This window comes from Oceaniradius stylonematis (genome assembly GCF_003149475.2).
Classification (GTDB): Bacteria; Pseudomonadota; Alphaproteobacteria; order Rhizobiales; family Rhizobiaceae; genus Roseitalea; species Roseitalea stylonematis.
The window spans coordinates 375,955-402,139 of the sequence record NZ_QFWV02000004.1 but is presented as its reverse complement, the minus strand read 5'-3'; the positions used below and the strand labels follow the sequence as shown (position 1 = coordinate 402,139).

Sequence of the window (26,185 nt, the reverse complement as noted above, 5' to 3'; positions counted from 1 at the left end):
CCACCATGTGGTCCCTGAACCGCATCGCATTCGCCGACATGTACGGCTGGGCGCAGGACGATCATGCCGCCGCGCTGGCAACACTGGCGCGCCACTGCAAAAAACCGGTGGGCGAAACCTATCGAACCGGACGGCTCGGCATTCCGCCCGAACCTCTGATGACACTGGCTGCAGAGGCGGCGGAGCTCGGCGCCCGAGACGACCCGCGCGGATTCTTCGAGAACAGGTTTGCCCCGGTGCGCCTTGATAACGGAACCGGCGAGCAGGGCCTTGTAACCGGCTTCTACGAACCCGAGCTTTCGGCCTCCCATCGTCGAACACCATCCTTTGCCGTGCCCTTTCTCCGGCGCCCGCCCGATCTGGTGCCCGTCGATGACAGCAATCGTCCGCCAGACTTCGACCCGCAAATGCGCTTTGCCCGCCGTGGCGATGATGGGGTCCTGACGGAATTTCATGACCGGGCGGCGATCGAAGCCGGTGCGTTGGACGGACAGGGCCTCGAGATCGCCTTTGTCGCGGACCCGGTCGATGCCTTCTTCGTCCACATACAGGGCGCAGCGCGCCTGACATTTTCGGACGGCAGCACCACGCGCATCACCTATGACGGCAAGACCGGTCACCCATTCACGGCCATCGGCAAGCTTCTGGTCGATCGTGGCGAGATACCGGCCGCCTCCGTCTCCATGCAGTCGATCCGGACCTGGCTTGCCGCTCATCCCGATCAGGCATCGGGTCTGATGGCCGAAAACCGGTCCTACATCTTCTTTCGCGAAACGCCGGCAGGCGAGCCCGGCGACGGCCCGGTCGCGGCTGCAAAGGTACCGCTCACCGCCGGCCGCTCGCTCGCCGTCGATCGGCTTCTGCATACGTTCGGCACGCCGGTCTTCGTCGACGCCGACAGGGTAGCAGGCGCTTCGTTCCGGCGGCTGATGATCGCCCAGGAAACCGGTTCCGCGATCGTTGGCGCCGCGCGCGGCGACATCTTCTTCGGAACCGGCTCGGCCGCGGGCGAGGCGGCCGGTGGCGTCAAGTCGCCATGCACCTTCACGATTCTTGTCCCCCGTGACATGGTGGACCGGTTGCCGGAGGAATGGGCGCCGTGACCGAGCACCGCAAATCCCGAAAACCGACCCATCCGCTCAGCCTTGAAGACCGCATCCTGTGGAACAAGGTCGCGCGGACGGTCAATCCGCTCGATCGCGTGCGTCACCGTCAGGCGCAGCAGGATGTCTGGGACGATTGGGTGGCCGGTGCGTTCGGCGAGGATGCACCGACGCAATCGACGCCTGCCAGGCGGGGCGCCGCAGGCGAACCGAATCGGTCGGCAGCGCCGCCGGCACCTGTTCGCCAGGCGCAACGGGCAGCGCGGGCGCCCGGACCTGTCCCCATCGAACAGCCGGTCTACCGAAAACTCTCGCGTGGCCGGACACCGATCGACGCCAGCATCGATCTCCACAACATGAACCAGGACGAAGCGATGAGCCAGCTGCACCGCTTTCTGACGCAGGCGCGGGCGCGCGATTGCCGTCACGTCCTGGTCATCACCGGCAAAGGACGCTCACCGCACAGCGACGGCGTTCTGCGCCGGATGGTGCCGTTCTGGCTGTCGCGCGAACCGTTCGCCGGCCTGGTCAGCGGCATTCGGTCCGCCGCACGCGGCCATGGCGGCGACGGCGCATTCTATGTCCGTCTGCGCAAGACCGCCGAACCGCACGGGCACCGGCACCGATGACCCCGTTCGGCGAACGGCTGCGGCAATTGCGCGCTGAGCGCGGCATGACGCAGAGGCAGATGGCGCAGGCGATCGGCGTCTCGCCCGCCTATCTGTCGGCGCTCGAGAATGGCAAACGCGGCGTGCCGCGCTGGATCCTGGTTCAGGAGATCATTGCCTGCCTGAACATCATCTGGGACGACGCCGACGAGTTGCAGCGGCTGGCGCTTCAGTCGGCGCCGCGCGTGACGATCGATACGACGGAGCTGTCTCCGCGCGCGACCGAACTGGCCAACCTTTTGGCATCGGGCATCGACGTGCTGTCGGACGACGCGATCGAAGATCTGCGTCTGAGACTCGATGCGGCGATCCGGCAATCGGAACGGTGAAGCCAAGGCCCCGCCTTCCCCGAGAGGGGAGGCACGCGAAACCAAGCTCGCGATGGTCGAGCGGGTAGGGACAACGATGTGGCGCCACGGTGAGCCGTTGCCCCGTTTGAAACGCGGCAGCCGCCGACCTTCGCTCAAGGGCGGGGTTGGATAAGAAGCGTTCTACAGAATGAAGCGCGACAGGTCCGTGTTGCGGGCCAGTTCGCCGACATTGGTCTTCACATAATCGGCGTCGATCACCATCGTCGTGCCCGCCTTGTCGGGCGCTTCGAACGAGATCTCGTCGAGCACCCGTTCCATCACCGTCTGCAGCCGCCGCGCGCCGATATTCTCGACGGAGGCGTTGAGATCGACGGCGATGTCGGCCAGTGCATCGATCGCGTCGTCGGTGAATTCGAGCGTCACCTCCTCGGTCGCCATCAGCGCGATATACTGCTTGATCAGGCTGGCCTCGGTCTCGGTCAGGATGCGGCGGAAATCGTCCCGCTCCAATGCGCGCAGTTCGACGCGGATCGGCAGCCGGCCCTGAAGTTCGGGCAGAAGGTCCGACGGTTTGGAGACGTGGAAGGCGCCCGAGGCGATGAACAGCACATGGTCGGTCTTCACCGGCCCGTATTTGGTCGCCACGGTCGTGCCCTCGACCAGCGGCAGCAGGTCGCGCTGCACGCCTTCGCGGCTGACGCCGCCCGACATGCGACCGTCGCCGGCAGCGATCTTGTCGATCTCGTCCAGAAAGACGATGCCGTCATTTTCGACCGACCGCAGCGCCTCGGACACGACCTGGTCCTCGTCCAGAAGCTTGTCGGATTCGTCGGCCACCAGAAGGTCGTGGCTCTCGCGCACGCTCGTCTTGATCTGTTTGGTACGCTGGCCGAACGCCTTGCCCATGATCTCGCCGAGATTGATCATGCTGACATTGCCGCCGGGCATGCCGGGAATGTCGAAGCCGGGCATCCCGCCCTGGCCGTGGTCGGCCACCTCGATCTCGATTTCCTTGTCGTCCAACTGGCCTTCGCGCAGCTTCTTGCGGAATGAATCCCGGGTTGCCGGGCTGGCATTCTTGCCGACCAGTGCCTCGAGCACACGCTCCTCGGCATTGATGCGCGCCTTGGCCTTGACCGCTTCGCGCTTTTTTTCCCGGACAAGCCCGATACCCACCTCGACCAGGTCGCGGACGATCTGCTCGACATCGCGGCCGACATAGCCGACCTCGGTGAACTTGGTCGCTTCCACCTTGATAAAGGGGGCGCCCGCAAGCCGCGCCAGGCGACGCGAGATCTCCGTCTTGCCAACGCCGGTCGGCCCGATCATCAAAATGTTCTTGGGCATCACCTCGTCGCGCAGATCGTCGGCAAGCTGCTGGCGGCGCCAGCGATTGCGCAGCGCGATGGCAACGGCGCGCTTGGCGTCCTTCTGGCCGATAATATGGCGGTCGAGTTCCGAGACGGTCTCCCGGGGTGAGAAATTGGTCATGTGGTATGCACTCTGATGGGGGGAAGTTTGTCGAGCAGCGATGTGGGGAGGGTCGGGCGTATGATCAAGCCGCGGATACGCTGCCAGCCCGCGCCGAACGCCATGATCAGTGCGCCGACGACCAGCAGGATCAGCGCGAACGGCGGAATTCCCGTTTGGTTGGCTGCCGAGTTGACCAGATAATAGATGCCGAGCGACCCGAAATAGGCCAGCGTCGGGATGAGCAGCGAACGCCGGTCGATGGCAAGCGCCACATAGACGAAGACGGTGATCAGAACGGCCAGCATCACCATGGCGCTCGTGCCGGGCTCGATCTCGCCGAACACTACATCCTGGCCCGTCGACATGATGAACAGCGGATGGACCAGCAGCGGCGCCGAGATCACGTGCAGCCAGAAGGCGCAGTCCGACCAGACCGTTACCCGCTCGCGGTCGCGCAGGTCGAACATCACGCCGACGGCGAAGATCGCAAGGCCCGAGATCAGCGGCATGTAGAGCGCGTTGCGCAACAGGTCCGGCAGATCGTCGAGCGCCGGCAGATAAAGCCGGCCTTCGGTCACGCCGTCATAAAGGAACAGCGTGACATAGAAGAAGGACAGCGCTGTCAGGCAGAGCGCGATCGCGCCGGCCATGACCGGCACGCGGAAACGCCAGAAATAGAGCACCGCCGCGGTCGCAACACCACCCAGCAGAACCGTGCCTGCAATGCCCAGCTGCGGGCGCATGGCGGCAAGCTGCAGCGGGTTTTCCGGCATCGCGATGCCATAGCCCGTGACCACCCAGTCGGTGAGGATCGCCTGCACGGCAAACAGGAAGCCCAACCCGATCACGGTGGAAGCCAGGCGCATGCGGCGCTGTCGTGTGACGAACTCGGCGACGGCCCACAGGAAAACGGCCATGATGCCGAACATGACCGTCGTCCGATCACCCAGAAACGTGATCAGCGCGGCAAAGAGCCCGGCGCTCAGCATGACGACGCCGATCGTCACGAACACGTCGTTGCCGCCACCGATCAGGCGCATCTGTTCGTCAAAGCCGGCCGCTGGCGTGTCTTTGGCTTCTTCGGATGCGACGGAGCCCGTATCAGCGAACCTGATGAGACCGTCGCGCTGTTCGGCCCCAATGAGGCCGCGGCGCACCGCTTCGTCGAGTTGCTCGCGCGTGATCATGTCATGCCGCCTCTTCGCCGAACATCGCCGCATTCGGGTCAAAACGCATGAGATGGACGCTGTCGAACCGGCCCTTCAGGGCGTCGATCGTGCGAAATCCGGCCTTGTGGTACGCCCGCACGGCGCGCGCATTGGCGGGATCGGGATCGATGATGATCTCCCGAAACCCCTCGTCCCATAGTGTCCTGACGAAGGCTGCCAGGGCCGCCGAACCAAGACCCTTGCCGAGCCCCGCCGCATCGCCGATCGACAGGTCAACACCGATGCTACCGGCCGGCAACTCGGCAATCCAGGGCTCGTCGGTCAGCCAGGGTTCGCGCCGATGATCATCGATGAACCAATACTGGATATAGCCCATCGGCACATCGCCGACGAGAAACAGGTACGGACGGGTCGTGTCGCGACCCTCGATCATGTCGCGGACATAGCCCAGTTCGGTCTCCGCATCGCCCCACCATTCCTGCCAATGGGGCTGGACCATCCACGACCGCAGCATGGGCAAGTCGCCGTCGGTCACCGGCCGGAAGGTGATCTCGTCGGCGTCAGCCTTCATCAAGCGTTTCCATGACCAGATTGTCATTGGTGTAGACGCAGATTTCGGCGGCGATGGCCATCGCCTTGCGGGCGATCGTTTCCGCGTCATGATCGCCGTCGGCCAGCGCGCGGGCGGCTGCAAGCGCATAATTGCCGCCCGATCCGATCGCCATGACGCCATGCTCGGGTTCCAGCACGTCGCCATTGCCCGTCACGCACAGCGACACATCCTTGTCGGCGACCAGCATAAGCGCTTCCAGATTGCGCAGATATTTGTCCGTGCGCCAGTCCTTGGCCAGTTCCACGCAGGCGCGCATCAACTGTCCGGGATACTGCTCGAGCTTCTTTTCGAGCCGTTCCAGAAGGGTGAAGGCGTCCGCCGTCGCGCCGGCAAATCCGGCAATCACCTGTCCGTCCTTGCCGATCCTGCGCACCTTGCGGGCATTGCCCTTCATCACGGTCGCCTGGCCCATCGTCACCTGGCCGTCGCCGGCAATGACGACCTTGCCGCCCTTGCGCACGGTCACGATGGTCGTCGCGTGCATGGAAGGCAGTCCGTTTCGTTCGTTCATCTCTTCGTCCTTCTTGAACCGTTGCGCCCTATGTAGGTGGCGCAAAGGCCCATGCAATCCGGGCGTTCGCCCGGCTGGCGTTTGCGCCCGTCGCTTGGTAAGAGGCGCGCGATCAACCCGGAGTGCAAGACGATGAGCGCCCGCACGGCCACTGTCAGCCGCAAGACCAACGAAACCGACATCAGTGTGACCGTCGATCTGGACGGCACCGGCAAACGGTCGATTACGACAGGAATCGGGTTTTTCGACCACATGCTCGACCAGCTGGCGCGCCATTCGCTGATCGACATGACGATTGCGGCGAACGGCGACACGCATATCGACGATCACCACACGGTCGAGGATGTCGGCATCGCGCTCGGTCAGGCGATCAGCAAGGGGCTTGGCGACCGGCGCGGTGTGACCCGCTATGCCAGCCTCGACCTTGCCATGGACGAGGCACTGACGCGCGCCGCGCTCGATGTTTCCGGCCGGCCCTTCCTGGTCTGGAAGGTGGACTTCACCGCGCCGAAGATCGGCACGTTCGACACCGAGCTGGTCCGGGAGTTCTTCCAGGCGCTGAGCCAGCATGCCGGCATCACGCTGCATGTTGAGAACTTTTATGCCGCCAACAGCCACCACATCGCCGAAACTTGCTTCAAGGCGGTGGCGCGGGTGTTGCGCACAGCCATCGAGATCGATCCGCGGCAGGCCGGCGCCGTTCCGTCCACCAAGGGTTCGTTGAGCGGGTAAGGCCATGGCGCGCTATGTGATCCTGCGGCACGAGGACCGGACACCGCCGCGTGGCCGGGCGCCCCTTCTGGTGATCCGGGACGGCTGGTCGTGGCTCGGCTTCGTCGTGCCGCTGCTTTGGCTGTTGTGGCACAGGCTTTGGTTCGCCGCCTTCGGCGTCTTTGCAGCCTCGCTGGCCATCGCGCTGTTGGCGCAGATCCCGCAATGGGCATCGCTCGCCCTGCCGTTCAACCTGCTGGTCGGGCTTTTTGTGGGTCTGGAAGGACAGGGCTGGAGGATCGGCGCGGCGCGCCCGCGCGGCTACCGGCTTGTCGATGTCGTCGAAGCAGACACGCAAGAGGCGGCGGAATTGCGGTTTGCGGACATGGCGGGCGATGAATCTTTCGAAGCACCACTCGCCGCCGCTATGGTGCCCGGTCGGGGGCTGGCCGCAGCCGAAGCGCCCGATTTCCTCTTTGCCGCGCCCGGCGGGGTGAACCGCTGATGCGTGTTGCGATCATCGATTACGGCTCGGGCAACCTGCGGTCTGCCCACAAGGCGTTCGAACGCGCAGCGCGCGAACGCGGAATCGACGCCGAGATACAGGTTACCGCCGATGCCGATCGCGTTGCGTATGCCGACCGAATCGTCCTGCCGGGTGTCGGCGCCTATGCCGATTGCCGCGCCGGGCTCGATGCCGTACCCGGCATGCATGAGGCGATCGACGAGGCCGTCATCGCCAAGGGGCGCCCGTTTCTGGGCATCTGCGTCGGCATGCAGCTCATGTCGACGCGCGGGCTCGAAAAGACCGTCACGCCCGGTTTCGACTGGATCGAGGGCGACGTGACGCTGATGACACCGTCCGATCCGGCGCTGCGCATTCCGCAGATCGGCTGGAACACGCTGGATGTCAGACGTGAGCATCCGCTGTTTGCCGGCATTCCCACCGGGCCGGACGGGCTGCACGCCTATTTCGTCCATTCCTACCATCTGGCGGCCGCACACGAGGCCGATATTGTCGCGACATGCGGCTATGGCGGACCGGTGACCGCTGCTGTCGCGCGCGACAACATGGCCGGAACCCAGTTCCACCCCGAAAAGAGCCAGACGCTCGGCCTGGCCCTGATCGGCAATTTCCTGGAGTGGACGCCGTGAACCGATCGACGATCCTGTTCCCCGCCATTTATCTGAAAGTCGGCCCCGCGCGGCGCCCGCTGCGGTCAGCCCGCGAGGACGCGCGATCGGAAAAGAGCATTGGCCATGTCTAAGATCCTCTTCCCCGCGATCGATCTGAAAGATGGGCAATGCGTCCGGCTCCGGCTCGGCGACATGGACCAGGCGACTGTCTACAATGACGATCCCGCCGCGCAGGCCAAGGCCTTCGAGGATGAAGGTTTCAAATGGCTTCATGTTGTCGACCTGAACGGCGCGTTCGAGGGCGAAAGCGTCAATGGCGACGCGGTCGAAGCGATTCTTTCCGCGACGAAGAACCCCGTTCAGCTCGGTGGCGGCATTCGCACGCTGGCCGACATCGAGCGCTGGCTCGACAAGGGCCTCGCCCGGGTGATCCTCGGCACGGTCGCGGTGCGCGATCCGGACCTGGTTCGCGAGGCGTGCCGCGCTTTTCCCGGCAAGATCGCCGTCGGCATCGACGCGAAAGGCGGCAAGGTCGCCGTCGAGGGTTGGGCCGAAGCTTCCGAACTGGGCGCCATCGAACTGGCCAAACAATTTGAGGGGGCCGGCGTTGCCGCCATCGTCTTCACCGACATCGACCGCGACGGCGTTCTGACCGGCATCAACTGGGAGGCGACCATCGATCTGGCCGAAGCGGTCTCGATTCCCGTCATCGCCTCGGGCGGCATGGCGTCGCTTGCCGATGTCGTGCGGATGGTCATGCCCGACGCCGAACGGCTCGAAGGCGCGATTTCCGGCCGCGCGCTCTATGACGGGCGCGTCGACGCGCAGATTGCGCTCGGCGTGCTCGAAGGCATCCTGCCGCCGGACGAGGGCCTGTTCACATGACCATGAAAGCCCGTGTCATTCCCTGCCTCGACGTCAAGGACGGCCGCGTCGTCAAGGGCGTAAATTTCGTCGATCTGATCGATGCGGGCGATCCGGTCGAGGCTGCCAAGGCCTATGACGCCGCCGGCGCCGACGAATTGTGCTTTCTCGACATCACCGCTTCGTCCGATGATCGCGAGACGATCTTCGATGTTGTCGCGCGAACCGCCGAACACTGCTTCATGCCTCTGACGGTCGGCGGCGGGGTCCGCACGGTCGAGGACATCCGCAAGCTGCTTCTGGCCGGCGCCGACAAGGTTTCGATCAACACGGCGGCGGTCAAGAACCCGCAATTTGTCGCCGAGGCCGCCGACAAGTTCGGCAACCAGTGCATTGTCGTCGCCATCGATGCCAAGAAAGTGTCGGGCGAAGGCGAGCCCGACCGCTGGGAAATCTTCACCCATGGCGGCCGCGAGCCTACGGGCATCGACGCCGTGGCGTTTGCGCGGAAAGTGGTCGATCTCGGCGCCGGCGAGATATTGCTCACCTCGATGGACCGTGACGGCACCAAGGCCGGCTTCGACATCGCGCTGACGCGCGCGATCGCCGATGCGGTGCGCGTCCCTGTCATCGCCTCGGGCGGCGTGGGATCGCTCGATCATCTGGTCGAGGGCGTGCGCGACGGTCACGCCACGGGCGTTCTGGCCGCCTCGATCTTCCATTTCGGCACGCACACGATCGGAGAGGCCAAGACGCACATGGCAAACGCCGGGCTTGCGGTTCGCCTCGATCCTGCGGCATGAACGGCCATGTCTTTCACCCTTCACGACCTTGAAGCGATCATCGCGGCGCGCGCAAAAGCCGATCCCTCCGAGAGCTGGACGGCCAGGCTTGTTGCCGCCGGACCGGAGCGGGCTGCCAAGAAGCTTGGCGAAGAGGCGGTCGAAACGGTGATCGCCGCGCTCGGCGATGACCGTGACGCGCTGGTCGCTGAGAGTGCCGATCTTCTCTATCACTGGCTGGTCGTTTGCCGCACCCGCGGGATCGCGCTCGATGAGGTCCTCGCCGAGCTTGAACGCCGTACCGCCGAAAGTGGACTTGCGGAAAAGGCCGCGCGCGACGCATAAAAGCGCTCCAAGCTGCCGACCGACGGGGATTGACCCATGGATCGCACCGCCGACAGCACCAACGAACGGGCCGGACATGCGCCGGACAGTCTCGATGCGGTTGCCGACGGCCTGTCCCTGGCGGACCAGTTGTCAGGCGGTGACCTGTCGCCCTACCGCCATTTCACCGCGACCAAATGGGCCGAGTTCCGCGCCGACACGCCGCTCACCTTGAGCGCCGACGAGGTCAAACGCCTGCGCTCGCTGAACGACCCGGTCGATCTCGAAGAGGTCCGCCGCATCTATCTGTCGATCTCGCGGCTTCTGTCAGCCCATGTCGAGGCGTCGCAGGAGTTGTTTCGGCAGCGCAAGCGGTTTCTGAACTTTCCCGAGGCGATCAAGACGCCCTACATCATCGGCATCGCCGGATCGGTGGCGGTCGGAAAGTCGACCACCGCTCGCGTTCTGACCGAGCTGCTGTCGCGCTGGCCGTCCAGTCCCAAGGTGGACCTGATCACGACCGACGGCTTCCTGCTGCCCAATGCGGTTCTGCGCGAACGCGGGCTGATGGAACGCAAGGGATTTCCCGAAAGCTACGATGTCGGCGCGATCCTGCGGTTTTTGTCGGCGATCAAGGCGGGCGAGCAGACGGTCAAGGCGCCGCTTTATTCGCACCTGACCTACGATGTGCGCGAAGGCGCCTACAAGACGATCGACCGGCCGGACATTCTGATCTTCGAAGGCATCAATGTGCTTCAGGTGCGCGACCTGCCCGAAGACGGCCGGACCATCCCCTTCGTGTCGGACTTCTTCGACTATTCGATCTACATCGATGCGGACGACGATCTGATCCACACCTGGTATGTGGACCGGTTCATGAAGCTGCGGCAAACCGCGTTTCAGGATCCGCAGTCCTTCTTTCACCGCTATTCGCAGCTGTCCGAAGATGCCGCGCGGGCCATCGCCGAGGGACTGTGGGCCAACATCAATTTGCGGAACCTGCGGGAGAACATCCTGCCGACCCGGCCGCGCGCCGATCTGATCCTGCGCAAGGGTTCGGACCATCTGGTCGAATCGGTGCTCCTGCGAAAACTGTAGCCGGCATATCAAGTCAATGAATTTGCCGGCTACGGAACTGTGACGCGCCGCAATGTCAAATTGATCCGGCCGGCTTTCTCAAGAAGCATCGAAGTGCCCGGATAAATCCGGTCGACGCCGTGATAGGCAAGCCGGCTGGCGCCGCCGAGAACGACGATATCGCCGGAGACGAGGCGCAACGACATGGTCTTGCCGCTACGCCTGGTGCCGCCAATGCGGAACAGGCAGTCATCGCCCAGCGAGATGGACAGCACCGGCGCATCGAAATCCGCTTCGTCACGGTCCTGATGCAGGCCCATCTTCGTATCGGGCGCGTAGAAATTGATCAGACAGGCCTCCGGCGGGTGCGGATAGCCCGTGACTTCGGTCCAGAGTGCCAGAAGCTGTTGCGGCATCGCCGGCCAGGGCGCACCGGTGACTGGATGTGCCGGCTGGTAGCGATAGCCGCGTTCCTTGTCGGTAACCCAGCCGAGCGGCCCGCAATTGCTCATCCGCACGGACATCGACTTGCCGGTCCGAGGCATGGCAGGCACGAACAGAGGCGCCTGCGCGACCACGGCGCGGATGCCATCGACCAGCGCCGTCTGCGCCTCGGGATCGAGGGCGCCGGGAATGTGGCGTACGCCATCGGGCAGTGTCGTCAACGCTGCGGCTCCAGCTCCAGCAACGAAATGGTGGGCGCGTCAATCATAGCGCAGATCCGTCGCCTTGCCGCCGAACACGCGGTAGGCATAGATCGAATAGATCGCGATCACCGGAATGACGACCATCGCGCCGACCAGAACGATCATCAGGCTTTCGGGCGCTGCCGCCGCTTCATAGATCGTCGTCCGGTCGGGCACCACATAGGGGTAGAAGGAATAGGCCAGCCCGAAAAAACCGAGCACCATGATCGCCGTCATGGCGATGAACGGCAGCAGCGAAAACCGGTCGTTGCGGTCGGGCAGATGGGCCAGTTGCCAGAACAGATAGCCGAACAGGATCGCCGTCATCAGCGGCAACGGCGCCAGCGCGACGATCTCGGGAACCGAGAACCATTTGGCAAAGATCCGGTCGCTGGCGAACGGCGTTGCCAGTGAAATCGCGGCCATTCCGCCCATCGCAAGGATCAGCGCGCGGCGCATCCAGGCGACGGCGCGCTTCTGCAGATCGCCATCGGTCTTGTAGATCAGCCATGCCGCGCCGATCGCCGCATAGGCTGCCGTCAGGCACAGCGCTACGACAAAGCCGAACAGCATGGTTGCGCGGTCACCGTCGAGGCCAAGTACATAGGCACCGAGCATGTAGCCCTGGCTGAGCGCGGTCACCAGCGAGCCGAGAAAGAAGACGCGGTTCCACAGCCACTTTTCCTCGTCGGTCGCCTTGGCGCGGAATTCGAACGCCACGCCGCGCGCGATCAGGCCGATCAGCATGATGGCGACGGGCAGGTAGAGTTCGGTCAGGATCACACCGTGCGCGACAGGGAACGCGACCAGCAGGATGCCGATCGCCAGGACCAGCCATGTCTCGTTGGCGTCCCAGAACGGGCCGATCGATGCGATCATACGGTCGCGATCCTCGACGGGTGCCACGGCAAACAGGATGCCGACGCCCAGGTCGAAACCGTCGAGGATCACATAGACGAGGATGGCAATCCCCATCAGCCCGGCAAAGACCACCGGCAGGTAAGGGTACAAAAGCGTCACATCCATCGCCGTCACTCCGCCGGCTGGGGCATGGCGTCTTTGCCGCCCGGGATCGCGGTGCCGCCCGCGGGACCGGGCTCCGGCCGTTCATCGCCCTGTCTGGCTGCCTTGACGGCCAGCCGGATGATGACGAAGGCGTAGGCGCCGAGCAGCAGAACATAGACGGCGAGATAGGCCAGAAGCGTCGACAGCACCATGCCGCCAGCGACGGGGCCGAGCGCGTCCTTGGTGGTCATCACGCCGGTGACGAGCCATGGCTGCCGGCCGATCTCGGTGACATACCAGCCCGACAGGGTCGCGACCCATCCGCTGGCGGCCATGGGCACAAGGCCAAGCGCGAGCCAGCGCGGCAGCGGGTTGTCCGAAGCTCTGCGGCGCCACAAAAACCATGTGCCCGTCCATGCCATGACCAGCATCAGCATGCCGATGCCGACCATGATGCGGAAACCCCAGAAGACAGGCACCACCGGCGGATGCTTGATGGTGCCGTCCTCCAGCACGAAGTCGTTCAGCCCCGGCACCTCGCCATCCAGTGAATGGGTCAGGATCAGGCTGGCAAGCCCGGGTATCTTCACCTCGAAATGGTTCTGACGGGCTTCTTCGTCCGGCAGCGCGAACAGGATCAGCGGCGCGCGGCTCTGCGTCTCCCAATGGCCTTCCATCGCGGCGATCTTGGCCGGCTGATGTTCCAGCGTATTCAGCCCGTGCATGTCACCGGCAAGAATCTGCGCAGGAATGAGAACCGCGCCGAGCACGATCCCGGTGTTCAGCGCCTTGCGCAATGCAGGGGTGCGGTCGCCGAGCAGGTAGCGCAGGGCGGAAATGCCGGCGATCAGGAACGCAACGGTCAGGCCCGACGCCAGCAGCATGTGGATGAGCCTGTAGGGCATGGACGGGTTGAAGATGATGGCAAACCAGTCGGTCGCATGCGCCACGCCGTCGCGCATTTCAAAGCCCGCGGGCGTTTGCATCCACGAGTTCAGGACGAGAATCCAGAACGCGCTCATCGTCGTGCCAAAGGCGACAAGGAACGTTGCCAGCGTGTGGATGCGGTTCGAAACGCGCCGGAAACCGAACAGCATGATGCCGACGAACACCGCCTCCAGGAAGAAGGCGGTCATGATCTCATAAGCCAGCAAGGGACCGGCGATGTTGCCGACGGTTTCCATGAAGCCAGGCCAGTTTGTGCCGAACTGGAAGCTCATGGTGATGCCCGAGACGACGCCCATCGCAAAGGACAGGGCAAACACCTTCACCCAGAAGAAATAGGCATCCATCCACGCCGCGTCGCCCGAGCGGTGGTAGCGCAGCTTGAAGTAGAACAGCACCCAACCGAGCGCGATGGTGATCGTCGGAAACAGGATGTGGAACGAAATGTTCGCCGCGAACTGGATGCGCGACAGGATGAACGGGTCGAGAGCGGTGGAGTCCATGATTGAGCCTTTCGAGGCCGGATATGGATGCCGCACCGCACCATTGGGATAGGACACGCTGCCGCATGAAACAATCATGACGGACTTGCGGCTTTTGGACGGAAAATCCGCATGTCCGCTGCAGTCACAACCGCGTATCGGGATCAGCTCAAATCGGGCCGGTAACAGAGGCCGGCGCGGCGCAGATCAGCCGTGGCCGGTCAGCTCGGCGACTTTCTTCGAATGGGCCACCGCTTCGCTACCGCCGGTCGTCTTGGTGTAGAGATCGAGTGCGTCATCCTCATCGGTCACCGGTGTCAGCGCCGTGTCGCTATAGTTCTTGGCCTCGGGGTCGCGTGCGATCCGCACAGCCCAGAACGTCGCACGGGCAATCGCCAGGCCAAACAGGACATGGGTGCGGACCGTGTCCCAGGCAAAGCGCGGCCAGAAGACGAGCGGGTTCTCGCGGGCAAGGCCCGGACGCCGTTCGCTGGGGTGGCGCAGGCGCAAAATGCCCGATTCCAGCGGATGGACGTCCTCGAGGCGGATCGTGGTTTCGAACTGAACGAGCAGTTTGACGAGACTTGCAATCGGCACGCCTGTCGCCGCCGCGCGCCGCAGCAGCGTCTTCATGTGCTCGGGCGTGTAATAGAGCCGCCAAGCCTCATAGTAGATGGCGAGCCACTCGTCGCGGCTCATCTTCCCATGGTCGGTGACCACATGGTGCAGATCGTAGGCGTTCAGATCGGCATCCATGTCGACGCCTTTCTGCCACAAGACCTTGTGATCCTCGGAGCCGGGCAGCGGCGTCAGGTTGAAGAACTCGATAATGTCGAGCGGCAATTCTTCCTGCAGGATGCGGATGTCGCGCCGGATCGTCTCGGGCGTGTCGGCCGGAAAACCCAGAATGTAGCCGGCGAGCGTGATGATGCCCTGCGCTTTCCAGGCCAACAGCATCTTGCGGTACTCGGTGATCTTGTTCTGGCGTTTCTTCGCGGCGATCAGATTGTCGGGATTGACGTTCTCAAGCCCGATGAAGACCCGGGTGACGCCGGCCCGCTTGGCTTTTTCGACGAACCCGTCGATCTTGTGGCATAGTGTATCGACCTGGATCATCAGGCCGAGCGGGATGCCGTCTTCCTCACGCAGCTTGATCAGCCGGTCGAAGATCGATTCCCATTCCCGGTTGCGGGCGAAATTGTCGTCCGTGATGAAGAACTTGTGGATGCCCTGTTCCCAGTTCAGCCGCACCAAGCGCTCGACATCGTCGGCCGACCGGTAACGCGACTTGCGGCCCTGCACATTGATGATGGTGCAGAAGGAGCACTGGTAGGGGCACCCCCGGCCGGCGTCGAAGCTGGTCGAATGGCCGACGGTGCGTTCGACATAGCGCTTGGGCAGGAAGGGTGCCGGCGTCCCCTCGATGCCGGGCAGATCGTTCATATAGTCATAGAGGGGCTGGAGACGGCCCTGCGCCGCGTCCGACAGGATCGTGTCGAACCGGCCCTCGGCTTCGCCGGTGAACATCGAAACGCCCAGATCGCGGCATGCGTCGAGATCGACCGCGTGGCCATCGAGCATGGCAAGGCAACCGGATACGTGAAACCCGCCCATCGCCACCTGGATGCCGGCGGCGCGGAACTGCCGGGCCAAATCCAGCGCGCGCGGATACTGGTTGGACTGCACGCCGACCAGGGCCACCATGCCGAAATTGTTGTTGTCGGCGAACCGCTTGACCAGCCCGTCGACATCGATGCGCGTATTGGTCTCGTCCATCGCGTCGATGTCGATCTGGGTGTCCGGCCCAAGCGCTTTGGCCTCGGCGCATTCGGCGGCGATTCCGTAAACCGCAGCCAGCGAATTGGACGGGATGATCGACCGCCACCAGCGGATGACATAGCCGTCCTCGCCATAGTGCGACGGCTTGATCAGAACGAGCTGAAATCGGCGCTCGGCGGTCTTGGGCGATTGCAACACGGGGCCATCCCTTCGGCGGGCAGTTTGGCGCCTTCTACCATAGGATGAGTGGGATGGCGACCGTCCGCCGCGCAGGCCATCGTGGCTTGATCGAAGCTACGCCATACCGGTCTTGCCGCACCGGGGGCAGGGCATGTTGCGCTTGAAAAAATTGACCCGCGTCTGCGGCCCGTGCTTGCGGGCGAGCGCCGGAATGTCGAGGATCTTGGTGTGCGTGCAATGGCTGCACTCGAACATGACCACCTGGCCGGAACGCGCAAGGTCTTCGAGCGTCCAATAGCCGGGCACACCCAGAAAATCGTCAGAAGGTGCCATGGCGGCCCTCCCACATCGGCGGTGGGCCGCATCAGGCCCGCCGTTTGGTCGGCTTATCAGATATCCAGGTTCGCCACGGAAAGCGCATTGTCCTGGATGAATTCTCGCCGCGGTTCCACTTCATCGCCCATCAGCCGGCTGAACAGAGAATCCGCGTCCGTCGCATCGTTGACCTTCACCTGCAGCAGCGACCGCGCTTCCGGGTCGAGCGTCGTCTCCCAGAGCTGTTCGGAGTTCATTTCGCCAAGGCCCTTGTAGCGCTGCAGCGTCAGGCCCTTGCGGCCGGTCTCGAAGATGCTCTCGATCAGCGCCATCGGACCGGTGATGGTCTGGAAGGTGTCCTTGCGCCGCAGCGTCGCCGGCACGTCGAACGCGCCGTCGAAACGTGGCGCAAGCGCGTTGAGGGCCCGCGCATCGGCCGACTGGATCAGCCCCGCATCGATGATCACCGCTTCTTTGACGCCGCGCACCGTGCGTTCGAACACGAAGCCGCCATCGCCTTCGTTGGAGGGATTGATCCGTCCGGTCCAGCCGCGTTCGGTCTCCTCGGAAATCGTATCCAGCCTGCCGGCAACCTGCGTCGCCACGTCCGCGGCCCGGCCCAGATCGCTTAGAAGCGCCGGATCGAGGGCGCCGCCCAGCCAGGCCTGCTCGACCACAGCGCGGTCGTAGCGCGAATGCAGCCCCTGCAGCAGCGTGCGGCCCTGAAGGCTCGTCTCGATCAGCGCGCGCAGATCGTTGCCGGAGCGCACGTCGCCATCGCCGGTCTCGAGGCTGGTGTCCTCCAGCCCCACATCGATCAGATAGTCCTCGAGCGCCTGTTCGTCCTTGAGATACTGCGAGGACTTGCCGCGTGTCACCTTGTAGAGCGGCGGCTGGGCGATATAGAGGTACCCGCGTTCGATGATCTCCGGCATCTGCCGGAAAAAGAAGGTCAGAAGCAGCGTGCGGATATGGGCGCCGTCAACGTCGGCATCCGTCATGATGATGATCTTGTGATAGCGCAGCTTGTCGGCATCGAATTCGTCCTTGCCGATACCCGCGCCAAGCGCCGTGATCAGCGTGCCGACCTGATCCGAACCGAGCATCCGGTCGAACCGTGCCCGCTCGACATTCAAGATCTTTCCGCGCAGCGGCAGGATCGCCTGGTTCTTGCGCGAGCGGCCGGACTTGGCCGAGCCGCCGGCAGAATCGCCCTCGACGATGAAGATTTCCGATTTTGCCGGATCGCGTTCCTGGCAGTCGGCCAGCTTGCCCGGCAGCGAGGTGATATCGAGCGCGCCCTTGCGGCGGGTCAGTTCGCGCGCCTTCCGCGCCGCTTCGCGCGCCGCGGCCGCTTCGACCACCTTGCCGACCAGCGTCTTGGCTTCGGCCGGGTTTTCCTCCAGCCACTCGCCCAGCGTCTCGTTAACGAGGCTCTCGACCACGGGGCGCACTTCCGAAGAAACCAGCTTGTCCTTTGTCTGCGACGAGAATTTCGGATCGGGCACCTTGACCGACAGGACGCAGGTCAACCCTTCCCGGCAATCATCGCCCGTCAGCGAGACCTTCTCCTTTTTGGCAAGGCCCGAGCTTTCTGCGTAGCCGTTGACCTGCCGGGTCAGCGCGCCGCGGAAGCCGGCCAGATGCGTACCGCCGTCGCGTTGCGGGATGTTGTTGGTGAAGCACAGGACGTTCTCATGGTAGCTGTCGTTCCACCACAGCGCCGCTTCGACTGTGATCCCGTCCTTTTCGCCGCTGATCACGATCGGCGTTTCGATCAGCGGTTTCTTGGCGCGATCGAGATAGCGCACGAACGCCTCCAGCCCGCCATCATAGACCAGATCCACCTCCCGCCGGTCGGCATGCCGCGCATCGGTCAGGACGATGTGCACGCCCGAATTGAGAAATGCCAGTTCGCGCAGCCGGTGTTCGAGCGTGTCGAACGAGAACTCGGTTCGGGTGAACGTGTCCGTCGACGGAAGAAACGTGATCTCGGTGCCGGTATATTCGCCCGCATCGCCGGTCACCGCGAGCGGCGCGTCCGCGACGCCGTGCGTGAAGCTCATCTCGTGGAACTTGCCGTTGCGGCCGATCTTCATTTTCAGTGACACGGACAGTGCGTTGACCACCGAGACGCCGACGCCGTGCAACCCGCCCGATACCTTGTAGGAGTTCTGGTCGAACTTTCCGCCGGCATGAAGTTGCGTCATGATCACTTCGGCCGCCGAAACGCCTTCGCCCTCATGAATGTCGACGGGAATGCCGCGGCCATTGTCGGTCACGGTCACCGATCCGTCCGCATTGAGCGTCACCGTCACGCGGTCGGCATGGCCGGCCAGCGCCTCGTCGATGGCGTTGTCCACCACCTCGTAGACCATGTGGTGCAGGCCGGAGCCGTCATCGGTATCGCCGATATACATGCCCGGGCGCTTGCGCACCGCATCGAGGCCCTTGAGGACCTTGATCTGCTCGGCGCCATAGGCGCCATTGCCGGTTTCGGAAGGATCGGGAGGCGTTTGCGGTTGATCGCTCATGCGGGCCTTTTTTGTCTGTATCGCCATGTGCGCGCGGTGGACGCGAATCGGCGGGCCAATTGCCCAAGATATATAGGCTTTTGCGGGTCCGAATCCAAATCCGCCGCGCAGTTTGCGGGGGATAGACGCAACGCCGTTCCGGCGTGCAGGCCACATCTGGCAGCACTCGCAATGTAAGACTGCCAAGCCATTGAATTCATTAATTGTTTACCATGTCGCCGTCAGCATGAGAGAATCGTTCCACGTTCAGGCGAGGACACGCATGACCGAACACGGAGATCTTCAACGGCAGCTGGCCGGATACGGGCTGACCACGGCGCACATTCTCTACCGCATGCCCGACCATCCGGGGATCTTGCAGACCTTCATCTGGCAGCATTACGATCTGGCCCCGGACTTTCCCGAAATGTACCGGTTCCTGGACTTCTGGGAAGACAATCTGGACGGCCCGCTGCATTCGGTGCGCTATGCGCACAAGCGGCTGATCAGCCCCGGCGAGTGGCGCAAGGTCGATGGCGAAATCATCCTGCACTGAGCGGCATCATCGCCTCGGCAGGCCGCGCTGACGGTCAGGCCGCCTTGACGGATGGTTGCTTGCGTGCCGCGACAGTGCGGGCGTCGGCCGGCTTTGGCCGGAACTCTCGGGCCTTTGCGGCCGGCCTGCGCGACAGGCGCGGGCGCCAGACGCCCAGAACGACGTTGGCCACCGACAGCGCCATCACAGTCCACAGCGCAGCCCATTCATAGGCGATGGCTCGTGCGAGCATGTCCGCCCCGGCCTCGCCGTTGGCCACCCGTTCGGCGACCGCCGCCGCATGATCGGCCTGAGCGGCGATCACCGTCAGGACGCCCTTGAACATCAGGATGCCCATCGCCGCCTTGAGCAGCACCCATCCCTTGTCGATGAACGGCTTGTGCACGGCCATCGACAGGAGCCCCGTCACCAGCGCGATCGCCAGCGACGGCAGCAGCACGTAATCGCTGATGGCGGCGATCGCCTCCCGCAAGGCGCTGTAGGCGCGGGGCGTCTGCGGATGCGCCACGATCAGAAGCACCATGTGTCCGGCAAGCCCGCCGATCAGCCCGCAGGCCGCGATCGTGTGCAGAATTTTCAAGGTCTTGCGCATGCGCACTCCTTCTTGGCGTTTCCGACCATCTTATAGGGCCGGTGGGGACCATTGTAAGACTGGCTGTACCGCTGCCGGACCCGGCCGTTTCCGCGTTGCTCGTCCCGGGCAAGCCGCCGGCGATCGTCCACTCGGAAGCCGCCGCAGTTCCGCAGGGCGTGCGCACCTTCCCCGATGGCCATCTCGGTGATGCCACGCTGCCGATGCTCGAAGATGTCACGCGGTTCGACTTCCGCGACAATCCCGGGGACGTGACCGGTGACGCCGACACTGTCGCCGATCATCTCCGGGCCAACGCCGAAGGCTGAGCCGACAGCGAAATGCTGCGTCCAGTCGTCAACAGGCGCCGTTGGTGGGCCTCTTTTGCTTAGATGGTGCCGTTGCCGCTGGATCCGCGCTGATCCCTCCGGTGGAAGCTTGGCGGCTTGATATTCCTTTTACGTAAACGTAATATCGAAGCTCTGCGAGCGATGGTGCGCCATGAATCTCATCTTCCGTCTAATCTGGATCGTGCTGGCCGCGTTCCGCAAACCGGCCACGGGCGTTTTCGATGAGACGCGTATCTGCCTGCGTGTTCTGCCGAACGATCTGGACACCAACATCCACATGAACAATGGCCGTTACCTGACGATCATGGATCTCGGTCGCGTCGATCTGACGATCCGCTCCGGCCTGTGGCGTGTCATGCGTGCCAATCGCTGGTATCCCGTGGTCGGCAGCGCCAGGATGGTGTTTCGCCGCCCACTCGACCCGTTCCAGGCATATGAACTGACGACGCGCGTCGCCGGTTGGGATGGCAAATGGGTTTACATGGAGCAACGCTTCGTCGTCGGCGAAATGGTGCATGCCCGCGGGGTGCTGAAGGCGCTTTTCCTCAAGGGGCGAGAAAAAGTGCCCAGCGCCGAACTCGCCCGGGCGCTGGGCCATGACGGTCCCTCGCCGGACCTCGATCCGGAGATGGTGGCGGCGCTGGATTGAGGCGCCTCACATCGGGATCGGCCATTTGCGGTGGACCTGTTCGATGTCCGCAAGCACCGCATCGTCCAGTGTGACATCGGCCGCGTCGATGCAGGTCTTGAGCTGGTCCATCGTCGTCGCGCCGATGATCACCGAGGTCAGGAACGGTTTGGAGAGGCAGAAGGCCAGCGCCATCTGTGCCGGATCGAGCCCGTGCTTGCGGGCGATGTCCAGATACCGGCCGAGCGCCGGCTCCAGGTAATCGGTCACGCGCCCGCCGATGTTCTCGTTGATCGTCCGGCGCGAGCCTTCCGGCAGTTTGCCGCCTTCATATTTACCGGTCAGGAGCCCGCCGGCCAGCGAGGAATAGGACAACAGTCCCACATCCTCATGATGGCCCAGTTCGGCGAAATCGAGATCGTAGATGCGGTGCAGCAGCGAATATTCGTTCTGCATCGACTGCACGCGCGGCCAGCCCTTCTCCCCGGCGATACGCAGATATTGCGCCGTTCCCCACACGGTTTCGTTCGACAGGCCCAAATGCCGGATCTTGCCCTCGTCGACCAGCGCCTGTGCGGTTTCGAGAATCTCCGCAATGCCGTCGAGCGCCTCGGCCTTGTCCTGCTTGTCGGGCGCATAGGTCCAGCTCTGGCGGAAATGGTAGGAGCCGCGGTTCGGCCAGTGAATCTGGTAGAGATCGATATGGTCCGTCTGCAGCCGCTTGAGCGAGCGTTCGCAGGCGGTGCGCATCTTCGCCGCATCGATCGGCCGCCCGCCATCGACGCCATGGCCGCCCGGGCCGATCACCTTGGTGGCGAGAACGATCTCGTCACGCCGTCCGTCCTCGGCCAGCCAGGTACCGATGATCTCCTCGGTGCGCCCTGCGGTCTCGATCGCAAAAGGCGTGGTCGGATACATCTCCGCGGTATCGAAGAAGTTGACGCCTGCCTCGACCGCATAGCGCATCTGGGCATGCGCCTCCTCCTCGGAGTTCTGCGAGCCCCAGGTCATCGTGCCCAGGCAGATCTCGGACACGTCGAGGCCCGTGCGGCCCAGCTTGCGCATTTTCATGGTCGTCCCCAAATTGGTCTGGCTGAAAATCTTGGATGCACTGAAAGATAGGCCGGCCATGACGGCGCTTCCACCCGTTCTTTATTCTTTTCGCCGCTGCCCCTATGCGATGCGGGCCAGGCTGGCGATTGCCGCAAGCGGCATCGCGGTCGAGCTGCGCGAGGTGGTCTTGCGCGACAAGCCCGCCGCCATGATCCAAGCGTCCCCCAAGGCCACTGTGCCGGTCCTTGTCTTGCCCGACGGTACGGTGATCGACGAAAGTTGGGACGTAATGGTCTGGGCCCTGTCGCAAGCCGATCCCGAATGTTGGTGGCCGAAGGATCGTTCTGTTCGTTCCGACATCGAAACGCTGGTCGCCAGCAATGACGGCTCGTTCAAGGCGGCATTGGATCGCTACAAATATCCAAATCGTTACGAAAACGAAACAATATCGGAAACCCAGCAGCGCGCCATTGCGGCGGACCATCTTCAGCCGCTGGACGCACGGCTCAAGCGCCATGAGTGGCTGCTCGGAGATCGCGCCACGCTCGCCGACTACGCCATACTGCCCTTCGTGCGCCAATTCGCCCATGTCGATCGGGGCTGGTTCGATGCGCAGCCATGGCCGCATCTGCGGGGCTGGTTGGACCGCTTCCTCGCATCTGAACGCTTTGCGTCGATCATGCGGAAATACCCGCAATGGCACCCGGGCGACGTCGAAACCGTATTCCCGTGATCATCTGTCACCTTTGACCGGGCGCAAACTGCGGCCATATTGGCCAAAGTCGAGGACAGTCGCCATGGACACCAAGCCGCAACCTTTCGTGCCGCCGCATCCGGTTCCGCGCACCCACATACCGACGCGGCTGGAAGTGGTCCGCACGGTCATGCGCAACCCGCTCGAACTGTGGGGAGAGCCGTCCTACACCAAAACGCACATCACTGCGCGCTTTCTCAACGAGACGACGCTGATCTGCAATCATCCCGAGCTGATCCGGCACGTCCTGGTCGACAACCAGAAGAACTATCGCATGGCGCGGGTGCGCCAGCTCATCCTGCGCCCGATCCTGCGCGACGGGCTCCTGACCGCCGAGGGCGAGACCTGGCGGCGCGGCCGCAAGGCGATGGCGCCGGTCTTCACCCCGCGCCACATCAACGGGTTCGCCGACATGATGCGGTCGCGCGCCGACACCTTTCTTGAGTGCTACCGCGATGGCGCCGGCACGGTGCGCGACATCAGCCACGACATGACCGAGCTGACCTACGAGATCCTCGCCTACACGCTGTTTTCCGACGAGGTGGTCACCGATGGCGTCGATTTCGCGGAGGATGTGGACCGGCTGCTGTCGACCATGGGACGCGTCGATCCGCTTGACCTGCTCAAGGCGCCCGAATGGTTTCCGCGCATCCAGCGCCTGCGCGGCAAGGCGACGCTCGCCAAGTTCCGCAAGGTCGTCCGCGACACGATGGATGCAAGGCGCGAGAAGATGCGCACCGATGCCAACGCCGTCCGCAACGACTTTCTGGCGCTCTTGCTTAACGCGGAAGGTCCCGACGGTCTCGACGCCGACGAAATCGAGGACAATCTGATAACCTTCATCGGCGCCGGCCACGAGACGACGGCGCGCGCTCTGGGCTGGACGCTTTATCTGTTGGCCAATGCACCCCACGAACGGGCGCTGCTCGAAGCAGAGATCGCAAAGGTTCTGGCCGATGATCCGCCGCCGGTCGAGTGGCTTGAAAAGATGCCAAAGACCCGTGCGGCTTTTGAGGAAGCGATGCGGCTCTATCCGCCGGCGCCGTCGATCAACCGGATGGCCGTCGAAGACGAAATCTTCACCTTCAAGGACGGCACATCGGTCGAGATCAAGGCCGGGACGACAGTGCTCGTCATGCCCTGGGTGCTGCACCGGCACCGGCTTTACTGGGACAATCCGAACGCCTTCCAGCCATCGCGTTTCTGGCCGGAGAACCGCGGCGCGATCGACCGGTTCCAGTATCTGCCGTTCGGCGCGGGCCCGCGAATCTGCATCGGCGCCACCTTCGCGCTGCAGGAAGCGGTGATCGCGCTGGCGCTGATGCTCAACGAATTCCGCTTCGAGCCGACACCGGGCCTGGCGCCCTGGCCGGTCCAGAAGCTCACCGTGCAGGCGCAAAACGGCCTGCCCATGCGGATCGTCCGACGCTGACGCCAAGACCACAAAGCCGTTGCGGCTGTGCCGCGCACGCCATACATGCTGACGCCGCAAACAGGCGTGATCCATGTCCCTTTCTCTCGGTCTCGATACGGGCGGCACCTACACCGACGCGGTGATCTTCGACGCTGCCGCCGGCTTGGTTGTCGCCAAGGCCAAGGCGCTGACCACCCGACACGATCTGGCGATCGGCATTGCAGAGGCTGCCGGCAAGGCGCTTGATAGGGCCGGCGCCGATCCGGCCGCGATCGGCCTGGTGTCGGTCTCGACGACGCTCGCAACCAACGCGCTGGTCGAAGGTCAGGGCGGGCGGGTCGCGCTTGTCATGATCGGCTTCGGCGAAGCCGATCTCGATAAGGCCGGCCTGCGCAATGCGCTCGGCGACGATCCGGTCCAGCTTCTACCCGGTGGCCACGATATTCACGGCCGCGCCAAGCCGCTCGATCTGGCGCCGCTCGAAGCCCGGATCGATGCGCTCGGCGCCGATGTTTCCGCCTTTGCGGTGGCCGGATATTTTGCGGTTCGCAACCCCGAGCATGAGATCGCCGTGCGCGACCTGATCGCCACACGCACCGGCCGCGCCGTCACCTGCAGCCACGAGCTGTCATCGAAACTGGACGGCCCGCGCCGCGCCTTGACCACGGTCCTGAACGCCCGTCTGATCGGCCTGATCGCCCGGCTGATCGCGGCCACGCGCGGCTTTTTGGCGGAACGCAGCATCACCGCGCCGCTGATGGTCGTGCGCGGCGACGGTTCGCTCGTCTCGGCAGAGTTCGCCACGCTTCGGCCGATTGAGACGATCCTGTCGGGGCCGGCCGCGAGCGTCGTCGGCGCGCATTTTCTCACCGGCCGTGATGATGGCTATGTCGCCGACATTGGCGGTACTACGACGGACGTCGCGATTCTGGATGCCGGACGGCCGATGCTCGACCCCGCCGGCGCCGAAGTGGGCGGTCACCGCACCATGGTCGAAGCCATCGACGTTCACACCTATGGTCTGGGCGGTGACAGTGAAATCCATCTCGAAGACGGCGCGCTCGAACCCGAACTGTGCCTGGGTCCGCGACGGCTTGTTCCAGTGTCGTTGCTCGAAACGCTCTATCCCGGACAAATTGTTCCGCATCTGAAACGACAGCTCGATTCCCCGTTCGCAGGCCGGCTCGATGGTCGGTTCGCCGTCCAGGCCGGTCTGCCGCAGGACCAGTATGGCGGTCTCACCCGGTCGCAGGCCGATCTGTTCGCACGGATCGGCGACGAGCCCGTGCCGCTTGACCGGTTGTTGAGATCCACATCCGAGGTGGCAACGCTCGACGGGCTCGCCGCGCGTGGGCTGGTTCTGGTGGCCGGCTTTACGCCCACCGATGCCGGGCATGTGGAGGGCCGGTTCGACCATTGGAACACAGACGCGGCTCACCTGGGCGCCGCGCTTTTCGCCCGCCGCAAGGATGGGCGTGGCAGGCCGATCGCGGCCTCGCCCGAAGCCCTGGCCCGAACCGTCGCCGAGCGTCTCGTCCGCCTTTCTGCCGAACGGGTGCTGCAAACCGGTCTGGCCGCCGATGGGCTGAGCGATCGGCGTCTTCTTGCCTCGCCGCTCGTCCAGCGTGCCCTCGACCGATCGGGACACTATGTGCGTGCCGCACTTCTGCTTGACCGCCCGGTGATCGGGCTCGGCGCCGGCGCGGCATCGGTCTATCCCGGCGTCGGCGGGCTCCTGGCGATCGAAGCGGTCGTGCCCGACCATGCAGATGTCGCCAATGCGATCGGCGCGGTGGCCGGTCAAATTCGCGTTTCGGCGATGGCCGAGATCGTCCCGGATGATGAAAGCGGCGGTTTCGTCGTCTCCGGTGCCGCAATAGAACCGCCGCGTCAGGTCCTTCGTTCGGAGAAAGCAGCGCTCGAAGCAGCCGCAGCTGCCTGCCGCGTCGCGGCGGCGGCCAAGGCCGCGGCGGCGGGCGCCGGCGAACCGGAGATCGATGTGCGCAGCGACGTCGAGGCGGTGACACTCGATGATCGTCGCCAGTTCGTTTCCGCGACGGTGACCGCCACGGCAACGGGAAGGCCGGCGGCGGTCTGACGCGGCGCCGTGGAGCCGGGTCGCACTATCGGCTGGATTGACACCGAATGGCCGGCCGCGATAACCGCGCGCAACCGCTTTTTGCTGCACTGCAGCCAAACCAGCTCTTGGAG

The 26,185-nt window shown here is 64.1% G+C and carries 28 protein-coding genes; 16 read left to right on the top strand and 12 right to left on the bottom strand.

The features are described 5' to 3' along the window. The first annotated feature begins 5 nt into the window (after window positions 1–5). Genes mltA through DEM25_RS05545 form a run of 3 tightly spaced genes read left to right on the top strand, consistent with a single transcriptional unit; the run spans window position 6 to window position 2,100 of the window. The gene (gene mltA, locus DEM25_RS05555) at window positions 6–1,103 is read left to right on the top strand and encodes a murein transglycosylase A (protein WP_109768362.1); all 1,098 of its coding nucleotides are present in this window, start codon (window positions 6–8) and stop codon (window positions 1,101–1,103) included. Further along, the gene (locus DEM25_RS05550; protein ID WP_245412768.1) at window positions 1,100–1,732 is read left to right on the top strand and encodes a Smr/MutS family protein; all 633 of its coding nucleotides are present in this window, start codon (window positions 1,100–1,102) and stop codon (window positions 1,730–1,732) included. Before mltA ends, DEM25_RS05550 begins: the two co-directional genes overlap by 4 nt. Further along, on the top strand, window positions 1,729–2,100 hold the full coding sequence (locus DEM25_RS05545; protein WP_109768364.1) for a helix-turn-helix transcriptional regulator: 372 nt from the start codon (window positions 1,729–1,731) through the stop codon (window positions 2,098–2,100). The genes DEM25_RS05550 and DEM25_RS05545 overlap by 4 nt, the downstream gene beginning before the upstream one ends. Before the next feature lie 162 nt (window positions 2,101–2,262). On the opposite strand, the gene hslU is transcribed toward DEM25_RS05545, so the two are convergent. From hslU to hslV, 4 genes are read right to left on the bottom strand one after another with little or no spacing between them, the layout of a single operon-like run. Continuing rightward, complete coding sequence (gene hslU, locus DEM25_RS05540) at window positions 2,263–3,573, bottom strand: ATP-dependent protease ATPase subunit HslU (RefSeq protein ID WP_109768365.1); 1,311 nt, start codon at window positions 3,571–3,573, stop codon at window positions 2,263–2,265. After that, window positions 3,570–4,742, bottom strand: coding sequence for a hypothetical protein (locus DEM25_RS05535; protein ID WP_109768366.1), 1,173 nt, complete (start codon window positions 4,740–4,742; stop codon window positions 3,570–3,572). Before DEM25_RS05535 ends, hslU begins: the two co-directional genes overlap by 4 nt. Window position 4,743: 1 nt before the next feature. After that, window positions 4,744–5,295: a GNAT family N-acetyltransferase gene (locus DEM25_RS05530; RefSeq protein ID WP_109768367.1), complete on the bottom strand. Its 552-nt coding sequence runs from the start codon at window positions 5,293–5,295 to the stop codon at window positions 4,744–4,746. Next, on the bottom strand, window positions 5,285–5,848 hold the full coding sequence (gene hslV, locus DEM25_RS05525; protein ID WP_109768368.1) for an ATP-dependent protease subunit HslV: 564 nt from the start codon (window positions 5,846–5,848) through the stop codon (window positions 5,285–5,287). The genes DEM25_RS05530 and hslV overlap by 11 nt, the downstream gene beginning before the upstream one ends. 132 nt (window positions 5,849–5,980) lie before the next feature. Between hslV and hisB the strand changes: the two genes are divergently transcribed. From hisB to coaA, 7 genes are all read left to right on the top strand, one after another. Continuing rightward, entirely contained in the window at window positions 5,981–6,580 is a 600-nt protein-coding gene (gene hisB / locus DEM25_RS05520) for an imidazoleglycerol-phosphate dehydratase HisB (protein WP_109768396.1), read from the top strand. A 4-nt stretch (window positions 6,581–6,584) separates the two neighbouring features. Beyond that, the gene (locus DEM25_RS05515; protein WP_109768369.1) at window positions 6,585–7,064 is read left to right on the top strand and encodes a DUF2628 domain-containing protein; all 480 of its coding nucleotides are present in this window, start codon (window positions 6,585–6,587) and stop codon (window positions 7,062–7,064) included. After that, window positions 7,064–7,714 (top strand): imidazole glycerol phosphate synthase subunit HisH, encoded by a 651-nt coding sequence (gene hisH / locus DEM25_RS05510; protein WP_109768370.1) that lies wholly within the window; start codon window positions 7,064–7,066, stop codon window positions 7,712–7,714. The genes DEM25_RS05515 and hisH overlap by 1 nt, the downstream gene beginning before the upstream one ends. Before the next feature lie 105 nt (window positions 7,715–7,819). Next, the gene (hisA, locus tag DEM25_RS05505) at window positions 7,820–8,581 is read left to right on the top strand and encodes a 1-(5-phosphoribosyl)-5-[(5-phosphoribosylamino)methylideneamino]imidazole-4-carboxamide isomerase (protein WP_109768371.1); all 762 of its coding nucleotides are present in this window, start codon (window positions 7,820–7,822) and stop codon (window positions 8,579–8,581) included. Further along, window positions 8,578–9,363: an imidazole glycerol phosphate synthase subunit HisF gene (hisF, locus tag DEM25_RS05500; RefSeq protein ID WP_109768372.1), complete on the top strand. Its 786-nt coding sequence runs from the start codon at window positions 8,578–8,580 to the stop codon at window positions 9,361–9,363. The genes hisA and hisF overlap by 4 nt, the downstream gene beginning before the upstream one ends. Window positions 9,364–9,369: 6 nt before the next feature. Beyond that, window positions 9,370–9,687: a phosphoribosyl-ATP diphosphatase gene (locus DEM25_RS05495; RefSeq protein WP_109768373.1), complete on the top strand. Its 318-nt coding sequence runs from the start codon at window positions 9,370–9,372 to the stop codon at window positions 9,685–9,687. 36 nt (window positions 9,688–9,723) lie between these two features. After that, on the top strand, window positions 9,724–10,764 hold the full coding sequence (gene coaA / locus DEM25_RS05490) for a type I pantothenate kinase (protein ID WP_109768374.1): 1,041 nt from the start codon (window positions 9,724–9,726) through the stop codon (window positions 10,762–10,764). Between the two features lie 29 nt (window positions 10,765–10,793). Here the strand turns inward: coaA and DEM25_RS05485 are convergent, their stop codons facing one another. The 6 genes from DEM25_RS05485 to gyrB form a co-directional block, all read right to left on the bottom strand. Beyond that, window positions 10,794–11,408 carry an alpha-ketoglutarate-dependent dioxygenase AlkB family protein gene (locus tag DEM25_RS05485; protein WP_109768375.1) on the bottom strand — a complete coding sequence of 205 codons (615 nt, stop codon included), beginning with the start codon at window positions 11,406–11,408 and terminating at the stop codon, window positions 10,794–10,796. A gap of 39 nt (window positions 11,409–11,447) precedes the next feature. Further along, the gene (locus DEM25_RS05480) at window positions 11,448–12,449 is read right to left on the bottom strand and encodes a cytochrome d ubiquinol oxidase subunit II (protein ID WP_109768397.1); all 1,002 of its coding nucleotides are present in this window, start codon (window positions 12,447–12,449) and stop codon (window positions 11,448–11,450) included. 11 nt (window positions 12,450–12,460) lie between these two features. Beyond that, window positions 12,461–13,882 carry a cytochrome ubiquinol oxidase subunit I gene (locus DEM25_RS05475; protein ID WP_109768398.1) on the bottom strand — a complete coding sequence of 474 codons (1,422 nt, stop codon included), beginning with the start codon at window positions 13,880–13,882 and terminating at the stop codon, window positions 12,461–12,463. A 186-nt stretch (window positions 13,883–14,068) separates the two neighbouring features. Then, a complete protein-coding gene (locus DEM25_RS05470) occupies window positions 14,069–15,838 on the bottom strand; it encodes a B12-binding domain-containing radical SAM protein (protein ID WP_109768376.1) in 1,770 nt (589 codons plus the stop codon). 96 nt (window positions 15,839–15,934) lie between these two features. Then, window positions 15,935–16,153: a hypothetical protein gene (locus DEM25_RS05465; RefSeq protein WP_109768377.1), complete on the bottom strand. Its 219-nt coding sequence runs from the start codon at window positions 16,151–16,153 to the stop codon at window positions 15,935–15,937. Window positions 16,154–16,209: 56 nt separating this feature from the next. Continuing rightward, a complete protein-coding gene (gyrB, locus tag DEM25_RS05460) occupies window positions 16,210–18,669 on the bottom strand; it encodes a DNA topoisomerase (ATP-hydrolyzing) subunit B (protein WP_109768399.1) in 2,460 nt (819 codons plus the stop codon). Between the two features lie 262 nt (window positions 18,670–18,931). Here gyrB and DEM25_RS05455 point away from each other — a divergent pair, with 262 nt between their 5' ends. Further along, window positions 18,932–19,204, top strand: a complete 273-nt coding sequence (locus tag DEM25_RS05455) for an usg protein (RefSeq protein ID WP_109768378.1) — start codon at window positions 18,932–18,934, stop codon at window positions 19,202–19,204. Between the two features lie 34 nt (window positions 19,205–19,238). Here DEM25_RS05455 and DEM25_RS05450 read toward each other — a convergent pair whose 3' ends face one another. Continuing rightward, entirely contained in the window at window positions 19,239–19,796 is a 558-nt protein-coding gene (locus DEM25_RS05450; RefSeq protein ID WP_120222644.1) for a DUF2269 family protein, read from the bottom strand. 95 nt (window positions 19,797–19,891) lie between these two features. Here DEM25_RS05450 and DEM25_RS05445 point away from each other — a divergent pair, with 95 nt between their 5' ends. Together DEM25_RS05445 and DEM25_RS05440 are read left to right on the top strand one after the other, a co-directional pair. Continuing rightward, on the top strand, window positions 19,892–20,104 hold the full coding sequence (locus tag DEM25_RS05445; RefSeq protein ID WP_196780276.1) for a hypothetical protein: 213 nt from the start codon (window positions 19,892–19,894) through the stop codon (window positions 20,102–20,104). A 172-nt stretch (window positions 20,105–20,276) separates the two neighbouring features. Next, complete coding sequence (locus DEM25_RS05440) at window positions 20,277–20,774, top strand: thioesterase family protein (RefSeq protein WP_109768380.1); 498 nt, start codon at window positions 20,277–20,279, stop codon at window positions 20,772–20,774. Window positions 20,775–20,780: 6 nt separating this feature from the next. Here DEM25_RS05440 and DEM25_RS05435 read toward each other — a convergent pair whose 3' ends face one another. Continuing rightward, window positions 20,781–21,824, bottom strand: a complete 1,044-nt coding sequence (locus DEM25_RS05435) for an aldo/keto reductase (protein ID WP_109768400.1) — start codon at window positions 21,822–21,824, stop codon at window positions 20,781–20,783. Between DEM25_RS05435 and DEM25_RS05430 the strand changes: the two genes are divergently transcribed. The 3 genes from DEM25_RS05430 (at window position 21,811) to DEM25_RS05420 (ending at window position 26,072) form a co-directional block, all read left to right on the top strand. Continuing rightward, the gene (locus DEM25_RS05430) at window positions 21,811–22,539 is read left to right on the top strand and encodes a glutathione S-transferase (protein WP_245412767.1); all 729 of its coding nucleotides are present in this window, start codon (window positions 21,811–21,813) and stop codon (window positions 22,537–22,539) included. The genes DEM25_RS05435 and DEM25_RS05430 overlap by 14 nt on opposite strands. A 64-nt stretch (window positions 22,540–22,603) precedes the next feature. Then, complete coding sequence (locus tag DEM25_RS05425) at window positions 22,604–23,992, top strand: cytochrome P450 (RefSeq protein WP_109768382.1); 1,389 nt, start codon at window positions 22,604–22,606, stop codon at window positions 23,990–23,992. Between the two features lie 73 nt (window positions 23,993–24,065). Further along, window positions 24,066–26,072: a hydantoinase/oxoprolinase N-terminal domain-containing protein gene (locus DEM25_RS05420; RefSeq protein ID WP_109768383.1), complete on the top strand. Its 2,007-nt coding sequence runs from the start codon at window positions 24,066–24,068 to the stop codon at window positions 26,070–26,072. Window positions 26,073–26,185 lie beyond the last annotated feature (113 nt).